This is a genomic window from Modestobacter italicus (genome assembly GCF_000306785.1).
In the GTDB taxonomy this organism is placed as follows: Bacteria; Actinomycetota; Actinomycetes; order Mycobacteriales; family Geodermatophilaceae; genus Modestobacter; species Modestobacter italicus.
Map to the genome: position 1 here is coordinate 3,101,540 of NC_017955.1, position 17,741 is coordinate 3,119,280.

17 protein-coding genes and 2 pseudogenes are annotated in these 17,741 nt (G+C 72.3%); 2 read left to right on the forward strand and 17 right to left on the reverse strand.

Annotated elements, in window-relative coordinates; translation table 11 throughout:
• Positions 1-6: 6 nt before the first annotated feature.
• The 17 genes and pseudogenes from MODMU_RS14830 to MODMU_RS14910 all read right to left on the reverse strand — a co-directional run bounded on the left by MODMU_RS14830 (position 7) and on the right by MODMU_RS14910 (position 16,710).
• Complete coding sequence (locus MODMU_RS14830) at positions 7-1,296, reverse strand: hypothetical protein (protein WP_014741116.1); 1,290 nt, start codon at positions 1,294-1,296, stop codon at positions 7-9.
• Entirely contained in the window at positions 1,296-1,607 is a 312-nt protein-coding gene (locus tag MODMU_RS14835; protein ID WP_014741117.1) for a hypothetical protein, read from the reverse strand. The genes MODMU_RS14830 and MODMU_RS14835 overlap by 1 nt, the downstream gene beginning before the upstream one ends.
• Positions 1,608-1,743: 136 nt before the next feature.
• A complete protein-coding gene (locus tag MODMU_RS14840) occupies positions 1,744-2,244 on the reverse strand; it encodes a hypothetical protein (RefSeq protein WP_014741118.1) in 501 nt (166 codons plus the stop codon).
• 22 nt (positions 2,245-2,266) lie between these two features.
• Positions 2,267-3,391 carry a C40 family peptidase gene (locus MODMU_RS14845; protein WP_014741119.1) on the reverse strand — a complete coding sequence of 375 codons (1,125 nt, stop codon included), beginning with the start codon at positions 3,389-3,391 and terminating at the stop codon, positions 2,267-2,269.
• 2 nt (positions 3,392-3,393) lie between these two features.
• Positions 3,394-4,896 carry an ATP-binding protein gene (locus tag MODMU_RS14850; RefSeq protein ID WP_014741120.1) on the reverse strand — a complete coding sequence of 501 codons (1,503 nt, stop codon included), beginning with the start codon at positions 4,894-4,896 and terminating at the stop codon, positions 3,394-3,396.
• A 64-nt stretch (positions 4,897-4,960) separates the two neighbouring features.
• Entirely contained in the window at positions 4,961-6,490 is a 1,530-nt protein-coding gene (locus MODMU_RS14855; RefSeq protein ID WP_014741121.1) for an SCO6880 family protein, read from the reverse strand.
• The gene (locus MODMU_RS14860) at positions 6,487-7,935 is read right to left on the reverse strand and encodes a type IV secretion system protein (RefSeq protein WP_014741122.1); all 1,449 of its coding nucleotides are present in this window, start codon (positions 7,933-7,935) and stop codon (positions 6,487-6,489) included. Before MODMU_RS14860 ends, MODMU_RS14855 begins: the two co-directional genes overlap by 4 nt.
• Entirely contained in the window at positions 7,928-8,704 is a 777-nt protein-coding gene (locus MODMU_RS14865; RefSeq protein ID WP_231851639.1) for a hypothetical protein, read from the reverse strand. Before MODMU_RS14865 ends, MODMU_RS14860 begins: the two co-directional genes overlap by 8 nt.
• A 56-nt stretch (positions 8,705-8,760) precedes the next feature.
• The gene (locus MODMU_RS14870; RefSeq protein ID WP_014741124.1) at positions 8,761-9,051 is read right to left on the reverse strand and encodes a hypothetical protein; all 291 of its coding nucleotides are present in this window, start codon (positions 9,049-9,051) and stop codon (positions 8,761-8,763) included.
• Positions 9,048-9,998, reverse strand: coding sequence for a hypothetical protein (locus MODMU_RS27125; protein ID WP_014741125.1), 951 nt, complete (start codon positions 9,996-9,998; stop codon positions 9,048-9,050). Before MODMU_RS27125 ends, MODMU_RS14870 begins: the two co-directional genes overlap by 4 nt.
• Positions 9,995-10,768 carry a hypothetical protein gene (locus tag MODMU_RS14880; protein WP_014741126.1) on the reverse strand — a complete coding sequence of 258 codons (774 nt, stop codon included), beginning with the start codon at positions 10,766-10,768 and terminating at the stop codon, positions 9,995-9,997. The genes MODMU_RS27125 and MODMU_RS14880 overlap by 4 nt, the downstream gene beginning before the upstream one ends.
• A gap of 313 nt (positions 10,769-11,081) precedes the next feature.
• The gene (locus tag MODMU_RS14885) at positions 11,082-11,975 is read right to left on the reverse strand and encodes an aldo/keto reductase (protein WP_014741128.1); all 894 of its coding nucleotides are present in this window, start codon (positions 11,973-11,975) and stop codon (positions 11,082-11,084) included.
• A gap of 73 nt (positions 11,976-12,048) precedes the next feature.
• Positions 12,049-12,823 (reverse strand): annotated as a pseudogene (locus tag MODMU_RS30355) (NAD(P)H-binding protein).
• 98 nt (positions 12,824-12,921) lie between these two features.
• On the reverse strand, positions 12,922-14,184 hold the full coding sequence (locus MODMU_RS14895; protein WP_197537482.1) for an MFS transporter: 1,263 nt from the start codon (positions 14,182-14,184) through the stop codon (positions 12,922-12,924).
• Between the two features lie 212 nt (positions 14,185-14,396).
• Positions 14,397-14,930, reverse strand: coding sequence for a flavodoxin (locus MODMU_RS14900; protein ID WP_197537336.1), 534 nt, complete (start codon positions 14,928-14,930; stop codon positions 14,397-14,399).
• Positions 14,931-15,094: 164 nt separating this feature from the next.
• Positions 15,095-15,826 (reverse strand): SDR family oxidoreductase, encoded by a 732-nt coding sequence (locus MODMU_RS14905; protein ID WP_014741134.1) that lies wholly within the window; start codon positions 15,824-15,826, stop codon positions 15,095-15,097.
• 5 nt (positions 15,827-15,831) lie between these two features.
• Positions 15,832-16,710: an aldo/keto reductase gene (locus MODMU_RS14910; protein ID WP_014741135.1), complete on the reverse strand. Its 879-nt coding sequence runs from the start codon at positions 16,708-16,710 to the stop codon at positions 15,832-15,834.
• A 161-nt stretch (positions 16,711-16,871) separates the two neighbouring features.
• On the opposite strand from MODMU_RS14910, the pseudogene MODMU_RS29570 reads away from it, so the two are divergent.
• Positions 16,872-17,069, forward strand: a pseudogene (locus MODMU_RS29570) (helix-turn-helix domain-containing protein); the annotation flags it as partial.
• 200 nt (positions 17,070-17,269) lie between these two features.
• The gene (locus MODMU_RS29575; RefSeq protein WP_231851883.1) at positions 17,270-17,671 is read left to right on the forward strand and encodes an MmyB family transcriptional regulator; all 402 of its coding nucleotides are present in this window, start codon (positions 17,270-17,272) and stop codon (positions 17,669-17,671) included.
• Positions 17,672-17,741 lie beyond the last annotated feature (70 nt).

Here is a 17,741-nt window from a genome sequence, read left to right on the forward strand (position 1 = left end):
CTCATGTCAGCGACCTCGGGTGGGGCCGGGCGCTCGTCCGTGCGCCAACTGGTGGTGCCGGCCGGCCTCACGTGTCGCCGCCTCCAGCGCGGCGGCCGTCTGAGGCCGGTCGAGCAGCGCCTGGTGGGCGGCCAGTGCCCGGCGCGGGAAGTCGGCCGTTGTTCGCCCGCTCTCGGCGGCCCGGGTCGCCACCGCGACCGACAGCAGCCGGGCGTTGTGCAGCGCCCCGGCCACCGGCAGCAGATCGACCGCGTCGACGCGCACCAACCCACCGAGCTGGTAGCCCCGCAGGTAGGCGGCCACCCGCTCCTCCCGCGGCGGCACGTCCCAGGCATAGGCCACCAACGCGCCGGTGTCCGCCCAGGATCGGACCGTGCGGTCCATCAGCTGGGTCGCCATGGTCGGCAAGTGCTGGGCTGCCGCTGCGATCGCTGCCCGCAGTGGCTCCGACCGCCCTGATGGCTCCGCGCCGGGGTGGTTGAGCGCGGCGTGCAGCCGCAGCGCCGCGTGCACGGCCGGCGGTGCATCCTCGTGCGGCCGCCGGCTGCCGTCGTCGTAGGGGCGAAGTGCCGTGCGCACGGCCCGCCAGGCGAGGGCCGCCGGCGGCCCGGCCCCCGGTTCGGTCCCCGGGTGGAGCCGTTGCGCGGCATCGCTGAGCGTCTCGGCGGCGAGCGTGTACGCGAGGACCTCCGCCACCGACGGTGGCTCCGCCCCGCCGCCCGTGACGCGGAGCAGCACGGCGACCGCGTCAGGCACGAGCAGCTCGGGGTCCGGACTTGCCAGAACCGGAGACCCGGACAACGGTCGGTCGAGGATGGCGGCGTCCGCCCGAGACGGGGGCTGCAGCGCCGCCGTCTGCTGGACCAGCACCGACTGCCGCTCGACCTCGGCGAGCCACTGGGCCGCCGGGCCGGCGGGCAGGCCCTCGGCGATCACCTGGGCCAGCGGCATGACCGTCTCCGCCACCGCCGTGGCCGCAGCCCACCGGGTCGCGACGGTGGTGTGGTCGTAGAGACCGGCGAGGGTGTCGGCCGCAGCGCCCGCCAGCCTGGCCAAGGTCGACTCGGTCGCCGGCGCACGAACTGCCAGCTCGGTACAGGCAACGGCCAGAGCGGCGACCTGCTGCTCACGTCGATCACCGATGGCCGAGGACACGCCGTCGCGGCGCAGCTGGGCCAGCGCCCGGCCCAGCTGGCCCAGCGCGGTACCCGCGTCGGCGCGTGCCGCGGCGGTGGGCTCGATGGTCTGCGCGGTGTCAGCGAGGGCGTCCAGGAGCTGCCCGAGCGAGGTGGCCATCAGCGCGGCTCACGCAGGGCACGGCGACCGTGCCGGGCCGCGGCCAGGACATCAGGGTGCGCGAAGTCCTCGGGCTCCAGTTCACCGAGGATGCGCAGCGCCCGGGTGATGAGCTGGTCGGGGTCGTGAGCGTCGGTGGTGGCGGGCACGGGACCGCTGGGCGCGCCCAAGAGGGAGGACGCCGCGAGGCAGTGCAGCTGCGCCGCCGTCGCGGCCCGATCGTTGCGGGCCGCTGCAGCGAACAGCGCCGCCGCTTCGGTGCGAGCGGTCGCAGAGTCGCTGGTGCGGTGGTCATCGGTGGCGGATGCCATCAGAGGGCTCCTTCGAGTGTCGGAACGGTGGGCGGGTGCTGGGCATCGACGGTGCTCCGGACGCAAGTGGCGAGGGTTGGTGGTCACTTAATCTGTGGGCGCCGGCGAGGCTGGGGATACAACTCGTGGACGACGGCTAACGGCGACCTCTTGCCCGCGGTCGACGGTCGGTCTTGGACGGGTAGCGGTCGGGACGGATGACCGTCCGGGCGGCGCGGAGCTGGGAGATCCCAAGGGCCTGCTCGGCCTCACCGCGGGTGGCCATGCCACTCCGGGCGTCGCCGGGCCGCAGGTACCGGCTGATGAGCAATCCGACGACGGCGGCGCCGGAGCAGAGGGCGAGCTCTGCGACCGCGACGCAGGCATAGGTGGCAGTCGGTCCGGCGAGCCGGTGCAGTTGGTCCGGTGGCAGCCCGCGCCCGGGATCGCCGTGCAGGAGCCCAGCGATCACCTTGGTGATCGTCTCGGTGCCGTGCGGCCACACCCAGCCACCGCCCCACAGCGCCGCGGCGAGCCCGAGACCGGTGAGCGCGGCCAGCACGACGGCGAGCAGCACCCCGCCGGCTCCCGCGACCGCGACCTCCCAGCCTCGGCTGAGTGGCTGCGGGTCGCGGCGGCGTTGCGACGGGCTGGTCATGCGTCAGCTCCCATGTCGCTGGTCATCCGATGTGCCGGACCGCGACGACCTGGCCGTCCCACCGGGTGGCCTCGGTCACTTCCACCGGAACGCCGGTCATCGGTGCCTGGACCAGGTAAAGGTGCCGGCCGTCGGGCGCATCGACGTAGCCGGCGACCATGCCGACGTGACCAGGGGCGGCTGCTGTGCCGTCGGCGCCAGGGATCATCACCAGGTCCCCGGCGACCGCCTGGGACAGGTTGGTCGGTTCGGGAACGCCAGAGCGCGTCTGGCCGGCGGCCAGGTGCGGAAGTGCCACCCCCGCGGCGGCCCAGGCGGCCATGGTCAGGCCTGAGCAGTCGAAGGCGTCCGGTCCGGCGGCGGCCCAGACGTAGGGCTTCCCGAGCTGGGCGAGCGCGTACCGCACCGCGGTGGCGCCCTGCACCGATCCGTTGATGACCAGGCCGGCGGGGACGGTCGTCGTCCCGGCGATGTTGTTGCCCCGGGGGCCGACGATGGCACCGACCGGGATCTCGCCGCCAGCGCCGGGGCAGATCGCCGGTGCGGCACCGGCCGGTGCCGTCGTCGAGGTAGCGAGCTCCGCCTCGGCCACGGCGGTGGGCCAGAACCGGCCGACGATCTCCTGGGCCAGCGCGGCGTTGGGTTGGTAGCGGTCGGGATAGGCAGAGACCTGCACGATCTGAGCGGCGTCGCCGACCGGGATGGTCGCCCAGTTCGGCACCGCGATGAGCCGGTCCAGGAAGGCGCCGGTGGACCTGATGGGATCGATTGCAACGGCTTCGGTGTAGATCGAGACCCGCTGCTGGAAGAGCCCCTCGGAGTCGTGGTCGGTCTGGACGGCGGAGTTGCGCAGCTTCGACTCGGTGTAGGCGGTGGCCACGGCGATGACCGCCGCGTGCGCCGGCAGCCGTCGGCCGGCGCCGACCGAAACGATGGTCCGGGCGGAACCCAGCTGCTCGGCGTCCAGCGCAACAGCGCCGATAACCTGCCCGGTGCCGCCGCCCCCGCATCCCCCCGTGGCGGAGGGGGCGGCACCCGCTCCTCCGCCGGCGAGCACCAGCAGCACCGTCGTCATCGTGGACACGACCAGCGCGACGAGGCCGGCCAGGGCTTTGATCGCCGTGGTTCCGCCGTCGGATCCGGTCACGGCTACCTCGCCTCCGTGGAAGCGGGGACCGCACCGGTCGCAGGGGCGGTGATCGCGTCGTTTGTGTCGGTCAGGGCGACGTCGAGCGAGGTGCGGACGGTCTGCACCTTCGCCACGTGGCTGCCGACGAGCCAGAGCGCTCGCCCCCGCGCCGCGGCAGCCCAGTCGGTGACGATCTGCTCGGCCATCGGGCTGAGACCGAGCAGGTCGGAGAGCTCGTCGCCGATCTGGTCGTCCTGACCGAGCAGCACCTTGGTGGCGCAGAGGTGCAGCAGGTCCTTGGCGATGGCCACCGCCTGGCTGCCGGCGTCGCCGACGGTCAACATGTCCGAGGGCTTGTGCGCGATGACGACCTGGATGCAGCCGTCGTTGCGGGACAGCCGCAGGTCGGCGTCCAGGGACTTCACCGCGTCGGTGCCCAACCGCATCTGTTTCCAGCACTCGTCCCGGATGACGATCCGCAAGTCACCCGGCTCGGCCAGCTGGGTCATCGCCCGGCCCCAGGAGTTCAGGCACGTCAGTGCCACGCCCACGGCCTCATCGCCCAGCGGGTCCAGCCGGGACAGGGACAGCGACTGGATCGGTGCGCGCCAGTCCACCGAGACGGTGGTCGGTGCGTCGAACAGGCCAGCCAGGTGCCCGGTGACCAGCGCGCCGAGGGCGTCGCGCACCGGTCGGGTCTCATCCAGGAAGTGCTGCCGGTCGGCGTAGCGGCAGGCATCGACGAGCTCGGCGCTGGGCGCACGCAGGGCCTGCCAGAGCTGCGGGATGGTGATCTCCCGCATCCGGTCCGCACCGTCGGTGTAGCCGGTCAGGTCGCGGAGCACCAGGCCGACGGCGGTCTCCGCGGTCGGGCCGAAGGGCACGTGCTGGGAGCCGACAAGACCCCGGATGAGCAGCAGCCATCGGGAGAACACCATTGCCGCGCGGCGTTGCGCTTCCGCCCGGGGCAGCCGCGTCCAGTCGTTGCCCAGTGGTCCGAAGTCCAGCGGGTTGATCCGGGCGGGCAAGCCGTGCCCGACGGCGTGCGGCTGGACCTGGAGGGCCCGGCAGAGCGGCTCGTACTCGTCCTTGACGTCGCCGAGCACCAGCGTGCGGTAGCCGTAGGCCATCTGCCGCAGGGCGAACATCTTGACCGTGCCCGACTTCCCCCGGCCCGGTGCACCGAAGAAGATCATGTTGGGGTTGGTGACGCCCGCGACGTTGTCGAGCGTCCAACCGATGGGGTCCGCGGAGAAGGCGCCGCCGGAGAGGTAGTCGATGCCGAGCATGGCGCCGGCCGGCGGGAGACCGTCGCCGGCGATCAGCGGCCAGACACCGCCCACCTGCTCCGACGTCATCCGGTAGACGGCCAGCGGTGCCGGCACCGCCGTCCAGCCGGCTGCCTGGCCGGTCCGACCCCGCCGGCCGACCAGAGAGGCGAACGGGTCGGCGTCGGCCGAGCGAACCGGTGACGGGAGCAGCGGCGGGAGCTGGTGGCCGAAGTCGGAGACCAGCTGGGCCATTCCCCTGCCCCGATTGCTCTGCCGCTCGCGGCCGATGCGTCGGCCGTTCACTGGGCACCCCGACTCACTGGACACCTCGGCGCCGCGGCAGCCCGATCCCGAGCGGGATGCAGGCAGCAGCGAAGGCGGAGTCCTGGGCCAGGTCGAGCCGCAGCGGCTTGAACCCGCTGCCGGTGACGCTGGCCTCCAGCCGACGGCCGTAGTCGGTGATCGACCACGTGCCCGGCACGGTCACCGCCACGGCGACAGCGACGCGGACGAGCGCATTGCCCTGGGCGAGCCGGACGTCCTGACCTTCGACGCGGGCTGCGTCGCGACGATGTACCGCCCGCACCTGGAACCCACCGCGACGTCGGATCTCGGTCGCCAGCTCGGAGCTCATCGACTCGTTGCCGACCATCCGGTCAGCCTTGGCGGAGCCGATCGGCTCGAAGAACACCGTGGCGCACCGCCGCTCCCCCGCCGCCGTCGGCGTGAGCACCGGTGCCAGGGCACCCATGACCGCGCCCTTGTCGGGCAGTAGCACGGTGCAAGTCGCCGAGTGCCAGGCGTCGTGGACGTAGTGCCGCCGCTCCGGTGCAGGTGCGGCGGTGGGGCCCGCAGCGGCCATCGGCAGCGACGCGGCGATCCGCGGATCGGCGTGCCCCGCCAGCTCTGCGGCCGCCAACCCGGCCCGATCCCCCGGGGCGAAACCGGTGCGGATAGCCGAGGCGAGGCCTGGCGAGTCCAGCCACGTCACGCTCGAGCAGCCGACCGGCCCGACCAGCCGCGCTTCGATCTCGCTCATCACGCCGTAGAGGACTCGGGCACGCCCGTCGACGCCGCCGCCGGCTTCCTTGGCCTGGCGCGCGATCCGCCGCTCGGGCACGACCACCGTCACGAACGCCTCGTGCCGCACCCCGGCCTGGGTCATCACCGCGGCGAGCTCCGCGGTGACCGCCCACGCCAGCGGCGGAGCTTCAGGGCGCAGGTGGGCCTGCTGCCAGGCGAACCGTTCGGCACCGTCGTCAGGCAGGGTCCGGACCTGCAGCGCGATGACCGACACCAGCTCGGTGCTGGCCGCGCCTTCGAGCAGCTCGGCCAGCCCGGTGCCCATCCGCGTGCGCGCCGCAGCTTCGGACAGCCCGATCCCGGGGTGGGTGATCCGGGCGACCACCGCCCAGGTGCGCTGTCGGTGATCGGCGACGACGACCGGGCGGGCGAGCAACGGTCCGAACGGCGGCCCGTCGTGGGTCTGGACCCCCGACAGCACGCCGGGCAGGTCGGCGTCGTCCAGGTCCGTAGCGGTTCCTGCGGCAGCTCGGGACTGCCAGTCGGTCCACCCCAGAGCGCCGCCGATCCCGCGGTGCAGCGAGTCCAGTGCCCAGCGGAACGCGGACCGGCCGCGCACCGGAACCGCCAACAGCACGGCCAGCACCGCCCAGGCCGGCGCCCACGCCACTGCGAGCAACCACCGGTGCGCACCGGCCGCCAGCAGCATGGGCAGCCCGGCGAGTCCGATCCCGATCCAGGCCCCAGCGCTGAGGCCACCGAACCAGCCCGGCTTGTTCTTCGACCACGACCCGTAGCGGACCGGTCCAGTCGATGCGGTCACAGCGCCACCACCGCAGCCGCCTCGGGAGCCGAGGCAGCGCCGGCCGGCCCTGCCTTCGTCGCCCCGGACACCCGGCCGCCGTTCAAGGCCGGTGATGCCGCGGGCGTAGCCAGCCCGCCACCTGATGGCACGAGGCTCGGCGACGGAGTGGGCAGGCCTCCGCTCCCGCCAGCTGCAGGTCCGCCCGAAGCCCTGCCGTTCCCACCAGAGCCGGGGTCAGCGCCGGACGGCCGGCTGCCTCCGCTCGAACGTCGGCTGCTGCGCTGGTCGGTCGGCGTCATGCTGTAGCCGGGGTGCCCGACCCCGGTCGAGCCAAGCACGTCCGAGGCGATGTCGACCGCCCGATGGGCCACCGAAGCCGCCGCACCCGTGCCGGCGCCCACCGCGCCGCCGACCGCCCCGAACATCGAGCCGAGCCGGCTCGCTGACTGCGCCTCGGCAGCGGCTTCGCCCTGCGAACGGCCATCGCCACCGCTCTGCGCGGCAGCGCCGCTGCCCGTGCCTTCCTTGCCGCCGGACACGAGTCCGGACAGACCACCGGCCTCACCCCACGACTGCCGCAACGCCGCCCCCGATGCGGTGCCCGGGTCCACGAACGCCAGCAGCCGGAACAGCACCAGCGGGCACAGCGCACCGATCGCGACCAGGACCGCACCGATCACCGCCGTCCCCGCGGCGGCTGCGGTGGAGTCGCCGTCACCGGCGACCACGCCGGCGGACAGCTGCACGCCGATGCCCAGCACTAGCGCCGCGGTCGGCGCGATCAGCAGGCAGGAGAAGAACCAGCGCAGGCTCTTCCAGAACCACGTCTTCGTGCTGTCGCTGACCAGGCCGGCGGCCGCGATCGGCGCGGTGGCAACCAGGATGATCAACGCCGCCTCCCGCACCAGCGAGATCACCAGGTAGAAGAACGACGCCGGGATGAGCAGGAGCAGCGAGGAGAGGCCGAGCACGGTGGCCGCCGTCGCGTCGACGACCTCGCGTGGCCACGAGCTGCCGGGATCGAACGCCGACAGGCTGTCGACGTGCAGCATCGCCTGCAGGATCCCGCGGGACAGGCCCGCGGCGGCCGCGACCAGACCGCCGGCCACGCCTAGGTAGCCGACCCAGACCAAGCCGAACTGGCCGATGCCGAGGAGCACCCGGCCCATCGACTGTCCGTCACGACGGATCAGCGCCACGGTCAGTTGGACGAACATCATCGTTACCGCGACCGAGGCGCCGAGCCACAGCGTCGTCGGCAGCACCGCACCCATCGGACCGGCTGCCGAGACGTCGGGCGTCGTGAACGCGTCGATGACCTTGAAGGCCAGGGTGAGCAGCCAGAGCCCCGCCGACCAGATGCTGACCATCGCCGCCTTCCAGACATCGGCGACCGCGGCGGAGGCGGCGTCCCCAAGCCAGTTCATCGGGTTGAGGTCGATCGCCATGACGTCCTCATCCATGGCGGAGGTCCCGGTAGCCGACGCTGATGGCGAGATCGGTGTCCGGCCAGACCGACGGCGGCACTGCCGGCTCATCGCCGGGTCCGATCAGCCAGCGGTCGGTGCGCCAGACCATGCGTTGGCAGTCGGCGATGGCGCCGCGGGCGGTCTGCTGCAGGGTGACGTCGAGCTCGAAGTCGACGCACGGGACGACGAAGTCCGGCCCGACGCTGCCCTTGATCTGCCCCATCAGCGGGGTCAGGACGACGGCGAACTGCGCGGAGCCGCCGCCGGACAGCCCGGCGGCGTCCAGCAGGGTGCGCACTGCCTGGGCGCCGGACCAGCTCGTGGTCGTTGGGCCGTCGGGCACCGCCCACTCCTGGATGACGGCGCGGGCGCCGTCCATCGAGCCGGACTGAAGTGCGCTCTGGTCGATCGCTGCGAGTTGGGCCAGGGCCCCTTCCGGGGTGTGCGGGAAGCCGCTCGGCACGCCGGCTGGACCGGTGCTGGTTGCCGACGGTAACACGATGGGCGCACCAGGGTCGCGGTCCGAGACCGGCCCCGGGTGGGCGGCCGACTCCGCGACGGCCGGCATCGGCCTGGCGGCCAACGCATCCTCGGGCGGGGTTCGGTCGGCCGTCCCTGCGATCGGGACGGCCGCGGAACTGCCCGCCGGGACTGCGGCCGCGGAGTGCTCCAACGCCGGGTGGACGGCGTGCGCCACGGCCAGAATGGCCCCTGCTGCCAAGACGGCGACCGCGAGGCCGGCGCCCGCCAGGAGGGTCACCATCTTCCGCTGCGACCACTGCGGGCTGCACGGCTCCCGGTCGGTTCGACGGCCGGCCATCAGCAGCCGGTCCCGACGATCGACAGGACGATGACGTACCCGACGACGTAGAGGATCGCGCCGACCAGGCAGATGAGGATGCCGTCCATCCCGAGCCGGGCGCCCCGCGGGTGGTGGGTGACCCGACCCCAGATGAGCATCCCGACGCTGGCGAAAAAGCAGATCCCCAAGACCGCGAGCACGCCCCACTTGACCCAGGACTGGATCTGGTCGGCATAGACCTGCATGCCGGGTGGCGCGGCCGGGCAGACGCCGGCCGCCATCAGTGAATCCGCGAGCGCGGCGGTCATCGGGAGGTCCTCTCACGGGTCGAGGCGGTCGAGGCGGTCGAGGCGGTCGCGGTTGAGGACCGGTCGGTCGAGCGCGTGGGGTCCAGCAGCTGGAGCAGCGCGCGGCCAGCGGCGAGCACCGGCTTGGGCAATGGACGGTCGGTGAGGCCGGTGACCTGGAGGCGCTGGTCCAGCGGAACGGGCACCACCCCTCGAGCGATGCTCAGAGCACGCAGTCGCGGACCCGAGCTGGCAGCCACCTCGCCGGGCCACCGGCCCGGACCGATGGCGGCGACCACCACCTGCTGCTCCCCCAGCTGTTCGAGCAGGTGCTCGGCCGACCGCACTCCGGGGACGGTGGGCCGGCAGACGACCACGCTGCTCGTGCGGTTGGTGGTCAAGCAGGCTCGGCTGTCATCACCGGAGCCGAGGTCGAGGACCGTCACCCCCGTGCGACCGCCGGCCAGCGCAGGCCAACAGCGCGACGCCTCCTCGCTCGCGCGGCGATCGAGGGTGACGGCGGACCGGAGCCCGCGACGCCACATGCCGGTGTCGTCGAGGCCCAGCTCCACCGACGCCGCCGCGACAAGGCCCGAATGAGAAGGTCGGGCGTTCTCGACCAGGTGCACGGTTCGGCCGGTCGCCGCAGCGGCGTCACTGATCGCCAGCGCCACCGTGGACGCCCCCGCACCGGCGTGCGCCGCCAGGACGGTGATCCAGCCGCTCGGCAGGGCACTGTCACCCCCAGGTCGGTATTCCCCTGACGTCTTGTCACCCCGCTGGTTTCTGTGCTGGACCGCGGTGTCACCCCCGGCGCGGCCACGGTTTGTGACCCGCCGGGCCCGCAGTTCACGCAGGGCCTGCTGGACTTCGGCGACCGCCAACGGACCGCGATCACCGGCAGCGTCGACCGCAGGGCCGTCCTCGCTTGCCCCTGTCGTTCCGGGAGCGATCAGCGCGGCGCTCACGCGACCGCGGCCAGGTAGTCGTCCGCGACTTCGCGCAGGGCCGCGAGGGTGCGGTTCCGCCGGCGGTACAGCGTGCGGGTCGAAATGCCGAACTCAGCAGCGACCTTCGAGTCCCCGCCCCGCTGGAGGTCCCGGCCGCACTCGGTCGCGATCAGCAGCTCCAGGTCATCGACATCCACGCCGGACCGGACCGCCCACTGCAACAGGTCAGCGACGTCGAGGTCCTCAGCGCTGTCGTGCGGCGGGGCGACGATCAACCGGGCGACGTCGCCATCGGCGGTGAGGAACTCGCCCCGCTCCGGGTGTCGACGTTCTCGTGGCCGCAGCTCGGCGAGGACCGCACGCCGGGTGTCCGCGCGCAGGTTCGCGGCCACGGCACGGGGACGGCGCCGCCAGGGGTAGCGCCGGATCTGGCACGCGAGCTCGCCGACCACCATGGCGACGATGTCCGGGCTCAGGTCACGGAACTGCCGGGCCATCGTCCAGACCAGTCCGCTCAGCAGGTGCAGCAGCAGTGCCAGCGCGTCGTCGTCGCTGCCGCCGTCGATGGCAGCCAGCCGAACCAGAGCGCCGAGGACGGCGTTGCTGCGCTCGCACTCGCTCGTCTCCGAGCAAGCAGCGACGAGGTCAGCGACGGTGCGGAGCCCTGCGAGGGCGGGTTCGATCTCCGCCCAGCAAACTGGGACGGCGTCGTCGTCGAGTTGGGCGGCGAGCGCCGGCCAACTGCCGACGATCGTGGGGTCGTGGAACATCTGGGCGCCCTCCGGCATCAGTGCGATGCCCTCGACGCTCCGGGGAGACGTTCACGGTGACGTCACCCCCGCGGGGGGTGACACCGGACAGCGGGCTCTGCCCGTGAGGGGTGACAACCAGGTGGTACGGCTTCTCGTGGACCTCGAAGGTGCGGTGCGTGCGGCGGGCTGCCGACGTCCCGACATGTCGCCGTGTCGACACGACGACTCGGTGAGAGTGACCGGCCCTCCGCACCGGGGAACGCCCTTCGAGACCCAGCCCGCCGGATCCGCCGGCTCCGCAATGCTGACGCAGCAACGACCAGCGGCCGCGGTAGCGCGCGAGCCGGGATCAGTCTTCTGGGATGGCCATCTCGAAGCGGGCGGGGTTGGTGACGTCGGGGTCGGGGCCGCCTCGCACGCCCCGGTCGAGGCCGTCGAGCCGTCCCACCTCGCCGGCGGTGAGCTCGAAGTCGAAGACGTCGACGTTCTCGGCGATGCGGGCCGGGGTCACCGACTTGGGGACGACGGAGCGGCCGGCCTGCAGGTGCCACCGCAGCATGACCTGGGCCGGGGACTTGCCGTGCGTCTCGGCGATCGCGGCGATCGTGCCGTCGGCCAGGGTGCTGACCCGGCCTGGTCGCTCCCCGAAGCCGGAATAGAAGGTGACTCCACCGATCGGTGACCAGGCCTGGGTGTGCACGCCGTGCTCGGAATCCGCCCGCTGGACGTCGGGCTGGGTGAAATAGGGGTGCAGCTCGACCTGGTTCACCGCAGGCACCACCTCGGTGCGGGCCAGCAGGTCGACCATGCGGTGGGGCATGAAGCTGCAGACGCCGATCGCCCGCACGCGCCCGTCGGCCAGCATAGTCTCCAGCGCCCGGTAGGCGTCCACCGTGGTGTCGAAGCGCTCCGGGACGGGCTGGTGCAGCATCAGCAGGTCGATCTGCTCGACGCCGAGCTTGCGGGCGCTCTTGTCGAAGGCGTGCAGCGTCTGGTCGTAGCCGTGGTCGGTCAGCCAGACCTTCGTCTGGATGAACACCTCCGACCGGTCCACCGCGGAGCGGGCGATGCCCTCCCCGACCTGCCGCTCGTTGCCGTAGGCGGCGGCGGTGTCGATGTAGCGGTACCCGGTGGCCAGCGCGGCCTCGATCGCCGCCGCGGTGTCCTCCGGGCTGCTCTGGCCGGTGCCGATGCCGACCGCTGGGAGCTGGACCCCGTTGTTCAGGGTGAAGGTGTGGTCCATCCCCTGAACGTAGGTCGACCGCGACGGCCGAGGCAGTGCCTGGGAGAACACCCCTAGCGGCGCAGCCGGGTGGTCAGCCACGGCGGGCGCGTACGGCATCGAGCTCGGCGCGCACCCGGTTGGGCTCGGCGGCCGGCGGCATGTTGTCGGTGTCCAGGACGGCGTCGAGGGCGTCGACGGGGTCGGCCTGCAGCGCGGCGAACAGCGGGTCCAGGTTGATCGGGGCGGGGCCGTGCTCGGCAACGAGCTCGAGGGTCTTCCGGTCGCCGGCGGCGGAGGTGAGGCTCGTGATGAGCACTTGGGCGATCTGGCGGCGCGACACCACCCCGTCGGCCGGGCTGCCGGCCCACCGGCGGTCGCCCTGCAGCATGACCAGGTTCAGCTGGTCGGCGTCGTTGGCGTCGAACCAGCCTGGCCGCACGATCGTGTACGCCCGGCCGCTGGCGCGCACCAGCCGCTTCCCGCGGCGCTTCCAGTCGTGCCCCGGGGGTGTGCTTGGTGACCCCGATGGTGGTCATCAGGGCGATCCGGGCGGGGGCGTCGCCGAGCGCGGCCAGCACGTTGCGCACGGCGCCGTAGTCGACGGCCTCGGCTTCGGCGGCTCCGCCGTGCGAGCCGTGGGTGAACACCACCGCGTCCACGCCCGCGACGGCCTCGGTGAGGGTGTCGGCGCGGGTGAGATCCCCGATGACAGCCCGAGCCTCGGCGGGCAGCGACGCGCCCCGGCGCGGGTCGCGGACCAGCGCGCGGGTGCGGTGACCTTGGCGGATCGACGCGGCGACGGCGAGTGCGCCGATGCTGCCGGTGGCGCCGACGACCAGGACGTCGGTGATGGGTGTTGGGCTCATGGGGGTCTCCGTGTGCGGATCGACCGCGCGGCGGTCGGGTGGCTGGTGCTGGCGTGGGTGGGTGGTCCGCCCGAGCGGACGGGTGGTGCTCCGGCGGATCAGTGCGCCGCCGGCCCGTCGACGTCGCGGAGGGTGAGGCTGGCGACGATGGTCACAACCACGAGCGCAGCCAGCGCGATCAGGCCGATCCGTAGGCCGGTCATGAAGGTGGCCTGCACGGCCAGCACCGATCCCACGGCCGCGACGCCGAGGGATCCGCCCATCTGGCGGGACAAGTTCAGCACGCCGCTGGCGGTGCCGGCCCGGCGGGCCGGGACGCTGTCGATGACCAGGGTGGTCAGTGGCGGCACGGTGAACGAGCCGCCCAGGCCGAGCGGGACCATGAGGACGGCGACCACCCAGGTGGGGGTGCTGGCCGGCACGCAGGCCAGCGCGATCAGGCCGGCCACCAGCACGATCTGCCCGCCGATGATCGGCACGCGCAGCCCGTAGTGGGCCGCGACCCGTGAGACCACCGGGCTGATCGCGGCCACCAGCGCGGTCATGGGCAGGAACAGCAGCCCGGTGGAGAAGGCGGATTCCCCGCGCACCTGCTGGAAGTACAGGCTCTGGACGAAGACGACGCCGTAGAACGCCGACATCCCGATGAACGCCGCGGCTAGGGCCACGATCACGCGGGTGGAGCGGAACAGCTCCAGGGGGACCATCGGGTGCCGGCCGCGGGACTGCGCGAGCAGGAACACCACCAGAGCCAGCACCGCCACGGCGAACGCGGTGAGAATCGTCGGGCGGCCGTAGCCGCCCTCGCCGCCTTCGATGATCGCGTAGGTCAGCGCGGCTAGGCCGAGGACGGCGGTGACCTGCCCGGTCCAGTCGAACGGCGCTGCTTCCCGCGGGGAGGTGCCGACCCGGGTGAGCACCAGCAGCGCGATGGCACCGACGGGGAGGTTGAGGAAGAAGATGATCCGCCAGTCGACCTGGGTCAGCGCCCCGCCGACGATGGGGCCGGCCGCGGCGGCGATGGAGCCGCCCATGGCCCAGTAGGCGATGGCCCGGGCCCGCGCGCCGGCGTCGGTGTAGGCCTCACGGATGATTGCGAGGGCCGTGGGGGTGACCAGCGCAGCGCCCAGACCTTGCGCGAAGCGCGCGCCGATCAGCGTGCCCAGGTCGGGGGCCAGACCGCAGGCAGCTGAGGCCAGGACGAAGAGCACCGTGCCCGCGCCGTAGGCCCGCTTGGCACCGATCCGCTCGGAGAAGGTGCCGGCGAACAGGATCAGCGCGGAGAACATCAGCGTGTAGCCGGTGACGACCCACTGCAGGCCGGCCAGCCCACCACCGAGGTCCTCCCGGATGCTGGGCAGGCCACGTTGACGACCTGGGAGTCCAGGGCGACGACGAAGAAGCCGAGCATGGCCACCCCGAGGGCGGCTCCGGGGTGAGCCGGCCGGGCGGTGTCAGCGGTGGGTCCGCCGGGGAGGGCCACCTGGGTGGTGCGGGTGTTCGACATGTCGGGGCGCCGATCTGCTCGGGGCACGTGCGTGCCCTGCACGAGCTGGGTGGTCGTGTGTGGGTCTCAGCTGGGCAGGAGTCCGGCGGCTCGCAGCCACTGCTCCACGTCGGCCTCGGCGCCGGCGGCCTCCTCGCCCTGCACGGCGAGCCCATCGCCGATGGTCGAGGTAGCAAGGAGTCGCGCGTAGTCGCTCGGGGCGTTTCCCAGGCCGCTCATGGCGTCGGTGGTGAACGGCAGCACCGTCTTGTCCGCCAGGTTCAGACCCTCGACGAACGTGGACATGATCATCGGGGCGCGCACGTTCCAGATCGGGCTGCCGAGCAGGACGGTGTCGTACTGCTCGACCGCCGGCAGCGGCCCGGCGATAGCCGGGCGGGCGTCGGCGTCCTGCTCGGCGACGTTGCGGGCGACGGTGTCGTCGTAGTTCTCGGAGTAGGGGTCGGTGGCCTCGATGCGGTAGACGTCGCAGTCGATGAGCCCGCTGATCATCTCGGCGACCACCTGGGTGTTGCCAAGCTCCAGGGTCCTGCGCCCGCCGTAGTAGTAGTTCTCCCCCGCTCGGGATAAGTAGGCGAGCAACACGTTGTTCCTGGCCACAGTCGAGCCCGGCTCCGTTGGTTGTGTCGAAGCAGCTGTGCTGGTGGACTGCGGCGTTGGCGTGCTGCAGGCGGCCAGCCCTGCCCCGGCCACCGCGCTGGCGGTCACCGTGAGCGCTGCCCGCAGGAACGACCGCCTGTCCACCGCGGTGACCGGGGCGGGCATCACAGCTGCCCAGCCGGCCGGATGAGCACCTCGTTGATCGCGAGGTGGCGGGGCCGGCTGAGGATGAAGGCGATGATCTCGGCGATGTCGCCGGCGCTGACTTCGGCCTTGTCGTAGAGCGCCTGGACGCCCTCGCGGGTCTGCGCGTGGGTGATGTGGCCGGGCAGTTCGGTGGCCACGACACCGGGCTCGATCAGCGTGACCCGCACGTCGGGCAGCAGCTCCTGGCGCAGGGACTCCGACCAGCCGTTGAGGCCCCACTTGGTCGCGGCGTAGACGCCGTTGCCGGCCCGCGCGCTCCGCCCCGCGACGGAGGAGATGTTGACAATGTCCCCGCCGCCGTCCTTGAGCTGGTCGAGGAAGACCTCGGTCGCGGTGAGCGCGCCGAGCAGGTTGACCTCGACCATCCGGCGGTGGTCCTCGCGCTGGTCGCTGCCGAAGGGGCCCAGCAGCATGACGCCGGCGTTGTTGACCAACACGTCGGTGCCGCCGAGCTCCGCACCGACGCGGTCCGCTGCGGCTACCAGGCTGTCCCGGTCGGTGACGTCAGCGGCGATCGCGATCGAGCCGTTGGCCAGCTCCTCGGCCAGTGCGGTGATGCGGTCTCCGCGGCGCGCCAGCAGCGCGACCCGGTAGCCGTTCGCGGCCAGCGCGCGGGCGGTCGCCGCACCGATGCCCGAGGAGGCACCGGTGACGACCGCGACGCGGCTCGCAGTGTTGTCGGTGGCCATGATGCTCAGGCCTCAGGGATGTCCCGGCCGAAGGCCTCCATCGTGATGGCCTCAGGCTCGGGGCCACCGCGCTTACCGGTGTCCAGGCCGTCGATGGCGGCCAGCTGGTCGCCGGTGAGCTCGAAGTCGAAGACGTCGACGTTCTCCGCGATCCGGTGCGCCTTGGTCGACTTCGGGATGACCGAGCGGCCCTGCTGGACCGCCCAGCGCAGCATCACCTGAGCCGGGCTCTTGCCGTGCGCCTGAGCGATCCCGACGATCGTCGGATCCTGCAGGGTGCTGGTGTGCTCGCCCTCGCGGTAGAACGTGATGCCACCGATCGGGGACCACGCCTGGGTCACGATGCCGCGCTCGGCACCGAAGGCCTGCACCTCGCGCTGCTGGAAGTAGGGGTGCACCTCGATCTGGTTGGCCGCGGGCACCACGTCGGTGCGGTCGAGCAGCTGGGTGAGGTGGTCGACCATGAAGTTGCTGACACCGATGGCGCGGACGCGGCCGTCGGCCAGCAGCTTCTCTAGCGCCTTATATGCCCCGATGGTCCGCTCGAACTCCGAGGGCAGGGCCTGGTGCAGGATCAGCAGGTCGATCTGGTCGACCCCGAGCTTGGCCGCGGACTTCTCGAAGCCGTGCAGCGTCTGGTCGTAGCCGTAGTCACTGATCCAGATCTTGGTCTCCAGGAACACCTCCGACCGGTCCAGGCTCGAGGCCTTCACGGCCTCGCCGACTTCGCGCTCGTTGCCGTAGGCGGCGGCGGTGTCGATGTGCCGGTAACCGGCCGCCAGCGCCGCGGAGACCGCGGAGCGGGTCTCATCCGGCGGGGTCTGGAAGACACCCAGGCCCAGGGCCGGGATCTCGATGCCGTTGTTCAGTGTGATGGTGTCCATGACCTGTTCCTCGCTGATCGGGTGATGCGGTCGCGCTGTCCGCGGTGGCTTCTTCGCCGCTGACATCACAGAACGCCCTTCTCAGCGCGCGTGGGAGTGCATGCCTTCACCGGTAACGCCAGACCCTCCCTGCCAGCTGGCACCCGCCTTACGGTCAGGACATGGACAACCGGACCGAGGTGTGCGACTTCCTCACCACCCGTCGTGAGCGCCTCACCCCGGAGCAGGCCGGGATCCCCTCCTACGGCGGCCGCCGCCGGGTCAAGGGGCTGCGCCGCGAGGAGGTCGCGATGCTCGCCGGGATGAGCACCGACTACTACACCCGCCTGGAGCGGGGGAACCTGACCGGCGTCTCCGCCGAGGTGCTGGAGTCCCTGGCCCGTGCGCTGCGCTTCGACGAAGCAGAGCGGGCGCACCTGTTCGACCTCGCCGCCACCTCCAACCCGACCAGTCAGGCCCGCCGCCAAACCGCCGACACCACCCGGCGGACCTCAGCCCCCTGTTCACCGACGCCTACGGGCAGGCGACCAGCGGTTTCAACCTGGCCCGGTACCTGTTCCTGGACTCTAAGTCTCGGGACTTCTACCTCGAGTGGGACACCGTCGCCCGCGACTCGGTCGCCTCACTGCGCATCAACGCCGGCCGCACCCCCTACGACCGGGGCTTCACCGACCTGGTCGGTGAGCTGTCCACCCGCAGCAGCGAGTTCGCCGGCTGGTGGGCCACCCACACGGTGAAGTTCCACCGCACCTCCACCAAGAAGCTCCATCACTCCTCCATCGGCGACCTCGAGGTCACCGGCGAGGCCGTCGAGCTGCCCGGTGACCCTGGCCTGCGCATCGTCATCTACACAGTCGAGCCAGCCAGCCCCTCGGAACAGGCGCTCGCCTTCCTCGCCAGCTGGAGCAGTCGCACCGCAGCAGACGACGACGAGCTGACCCAGCGGCCGCAGGTCCGCTAACCCCGTTCGTGGGCTGACCGATGGCCGGCCGTCTCCACTCCCTGAGCACGCTTGGTCGCGTCGGTATCGT

Coding starts and splice junctions, on each gene's coding strand:
- MODMU_RS14860 (WP_014741122.1), bottom strand. CDS start 7,935: ATGGATGAGGACGTCATGGCGATCGACCTCAACCCGATGAACTGGCTT.
- MODMU_RS14840 (WP_014741118.1), bottom strand. CDS start 2,244: ATGACCAGCCCGTCGCAACGCCGCCGCGACCCGCAGCCACTCAGCCGA.
- MODMU_RS14905 (WP_014741134.1), bottom strand. CDS start 15,826: ATGGCCACCGACAACACTGCGAGCCGCGTCGCGGTCGTCACCGGTGCC.
- MODMU_RS14835 (WP_014741117.1), bottom strand. CDS start 1,607: ATGGCATCCGCCACCGATGACCACCGCACCAGCGACTCTGCGACCGCT.
- MODMU_RS14880 (WP_014741126.1), bottom strand. CDS start 10,768: ATGCCGGAGGGCGCCCAGATGTTCCACGACCCCACGATCGTCGGCAGT.
- MODMU_RS14850 (WP_014741120.1), bottom strand. CDS start 4,896: ATGGCCCAGCTGGTCTCCGACTTCGGCCACCAGCTCCCGCCGCTGCTC.
- MODMU_RS14910 (WP_014741135.1), bottom strand. CDS start 16,710: ATGGACACCATCACACTGAACAACGGCATCGAGATCCCGGCCCTGGGC.
- MODMU_RS14885 (WP_014741128.1), bottom strand. CDS start 11,975: ATGGACCACACCTTCACCCTGAACAACGGGGTCCAGCTCCCAGCGGTC.
- MODMU_RS14870 (WP_014741124.1), bottom strand. CDS start 9,051: ATGACCGCCGCGCTCGCGGATTCACTGATGGCGGCCGGCGTCTGCCCG.
- MODMU_RS14830 (WP_014741116.1), bottom strand. CDS start 1,296: ATGGCCACCTCGCTCGGGCAGCTCCTGGACGCCCTCGCTGACACCGCG.
- MODMU_RS14865 (WP_231851639.1), bottom strand. CDS start 8,704: ATGGTGACCCTCCTGGCGGGCGCCGGCCTCGCGGTCGCCGTCTTGGCA.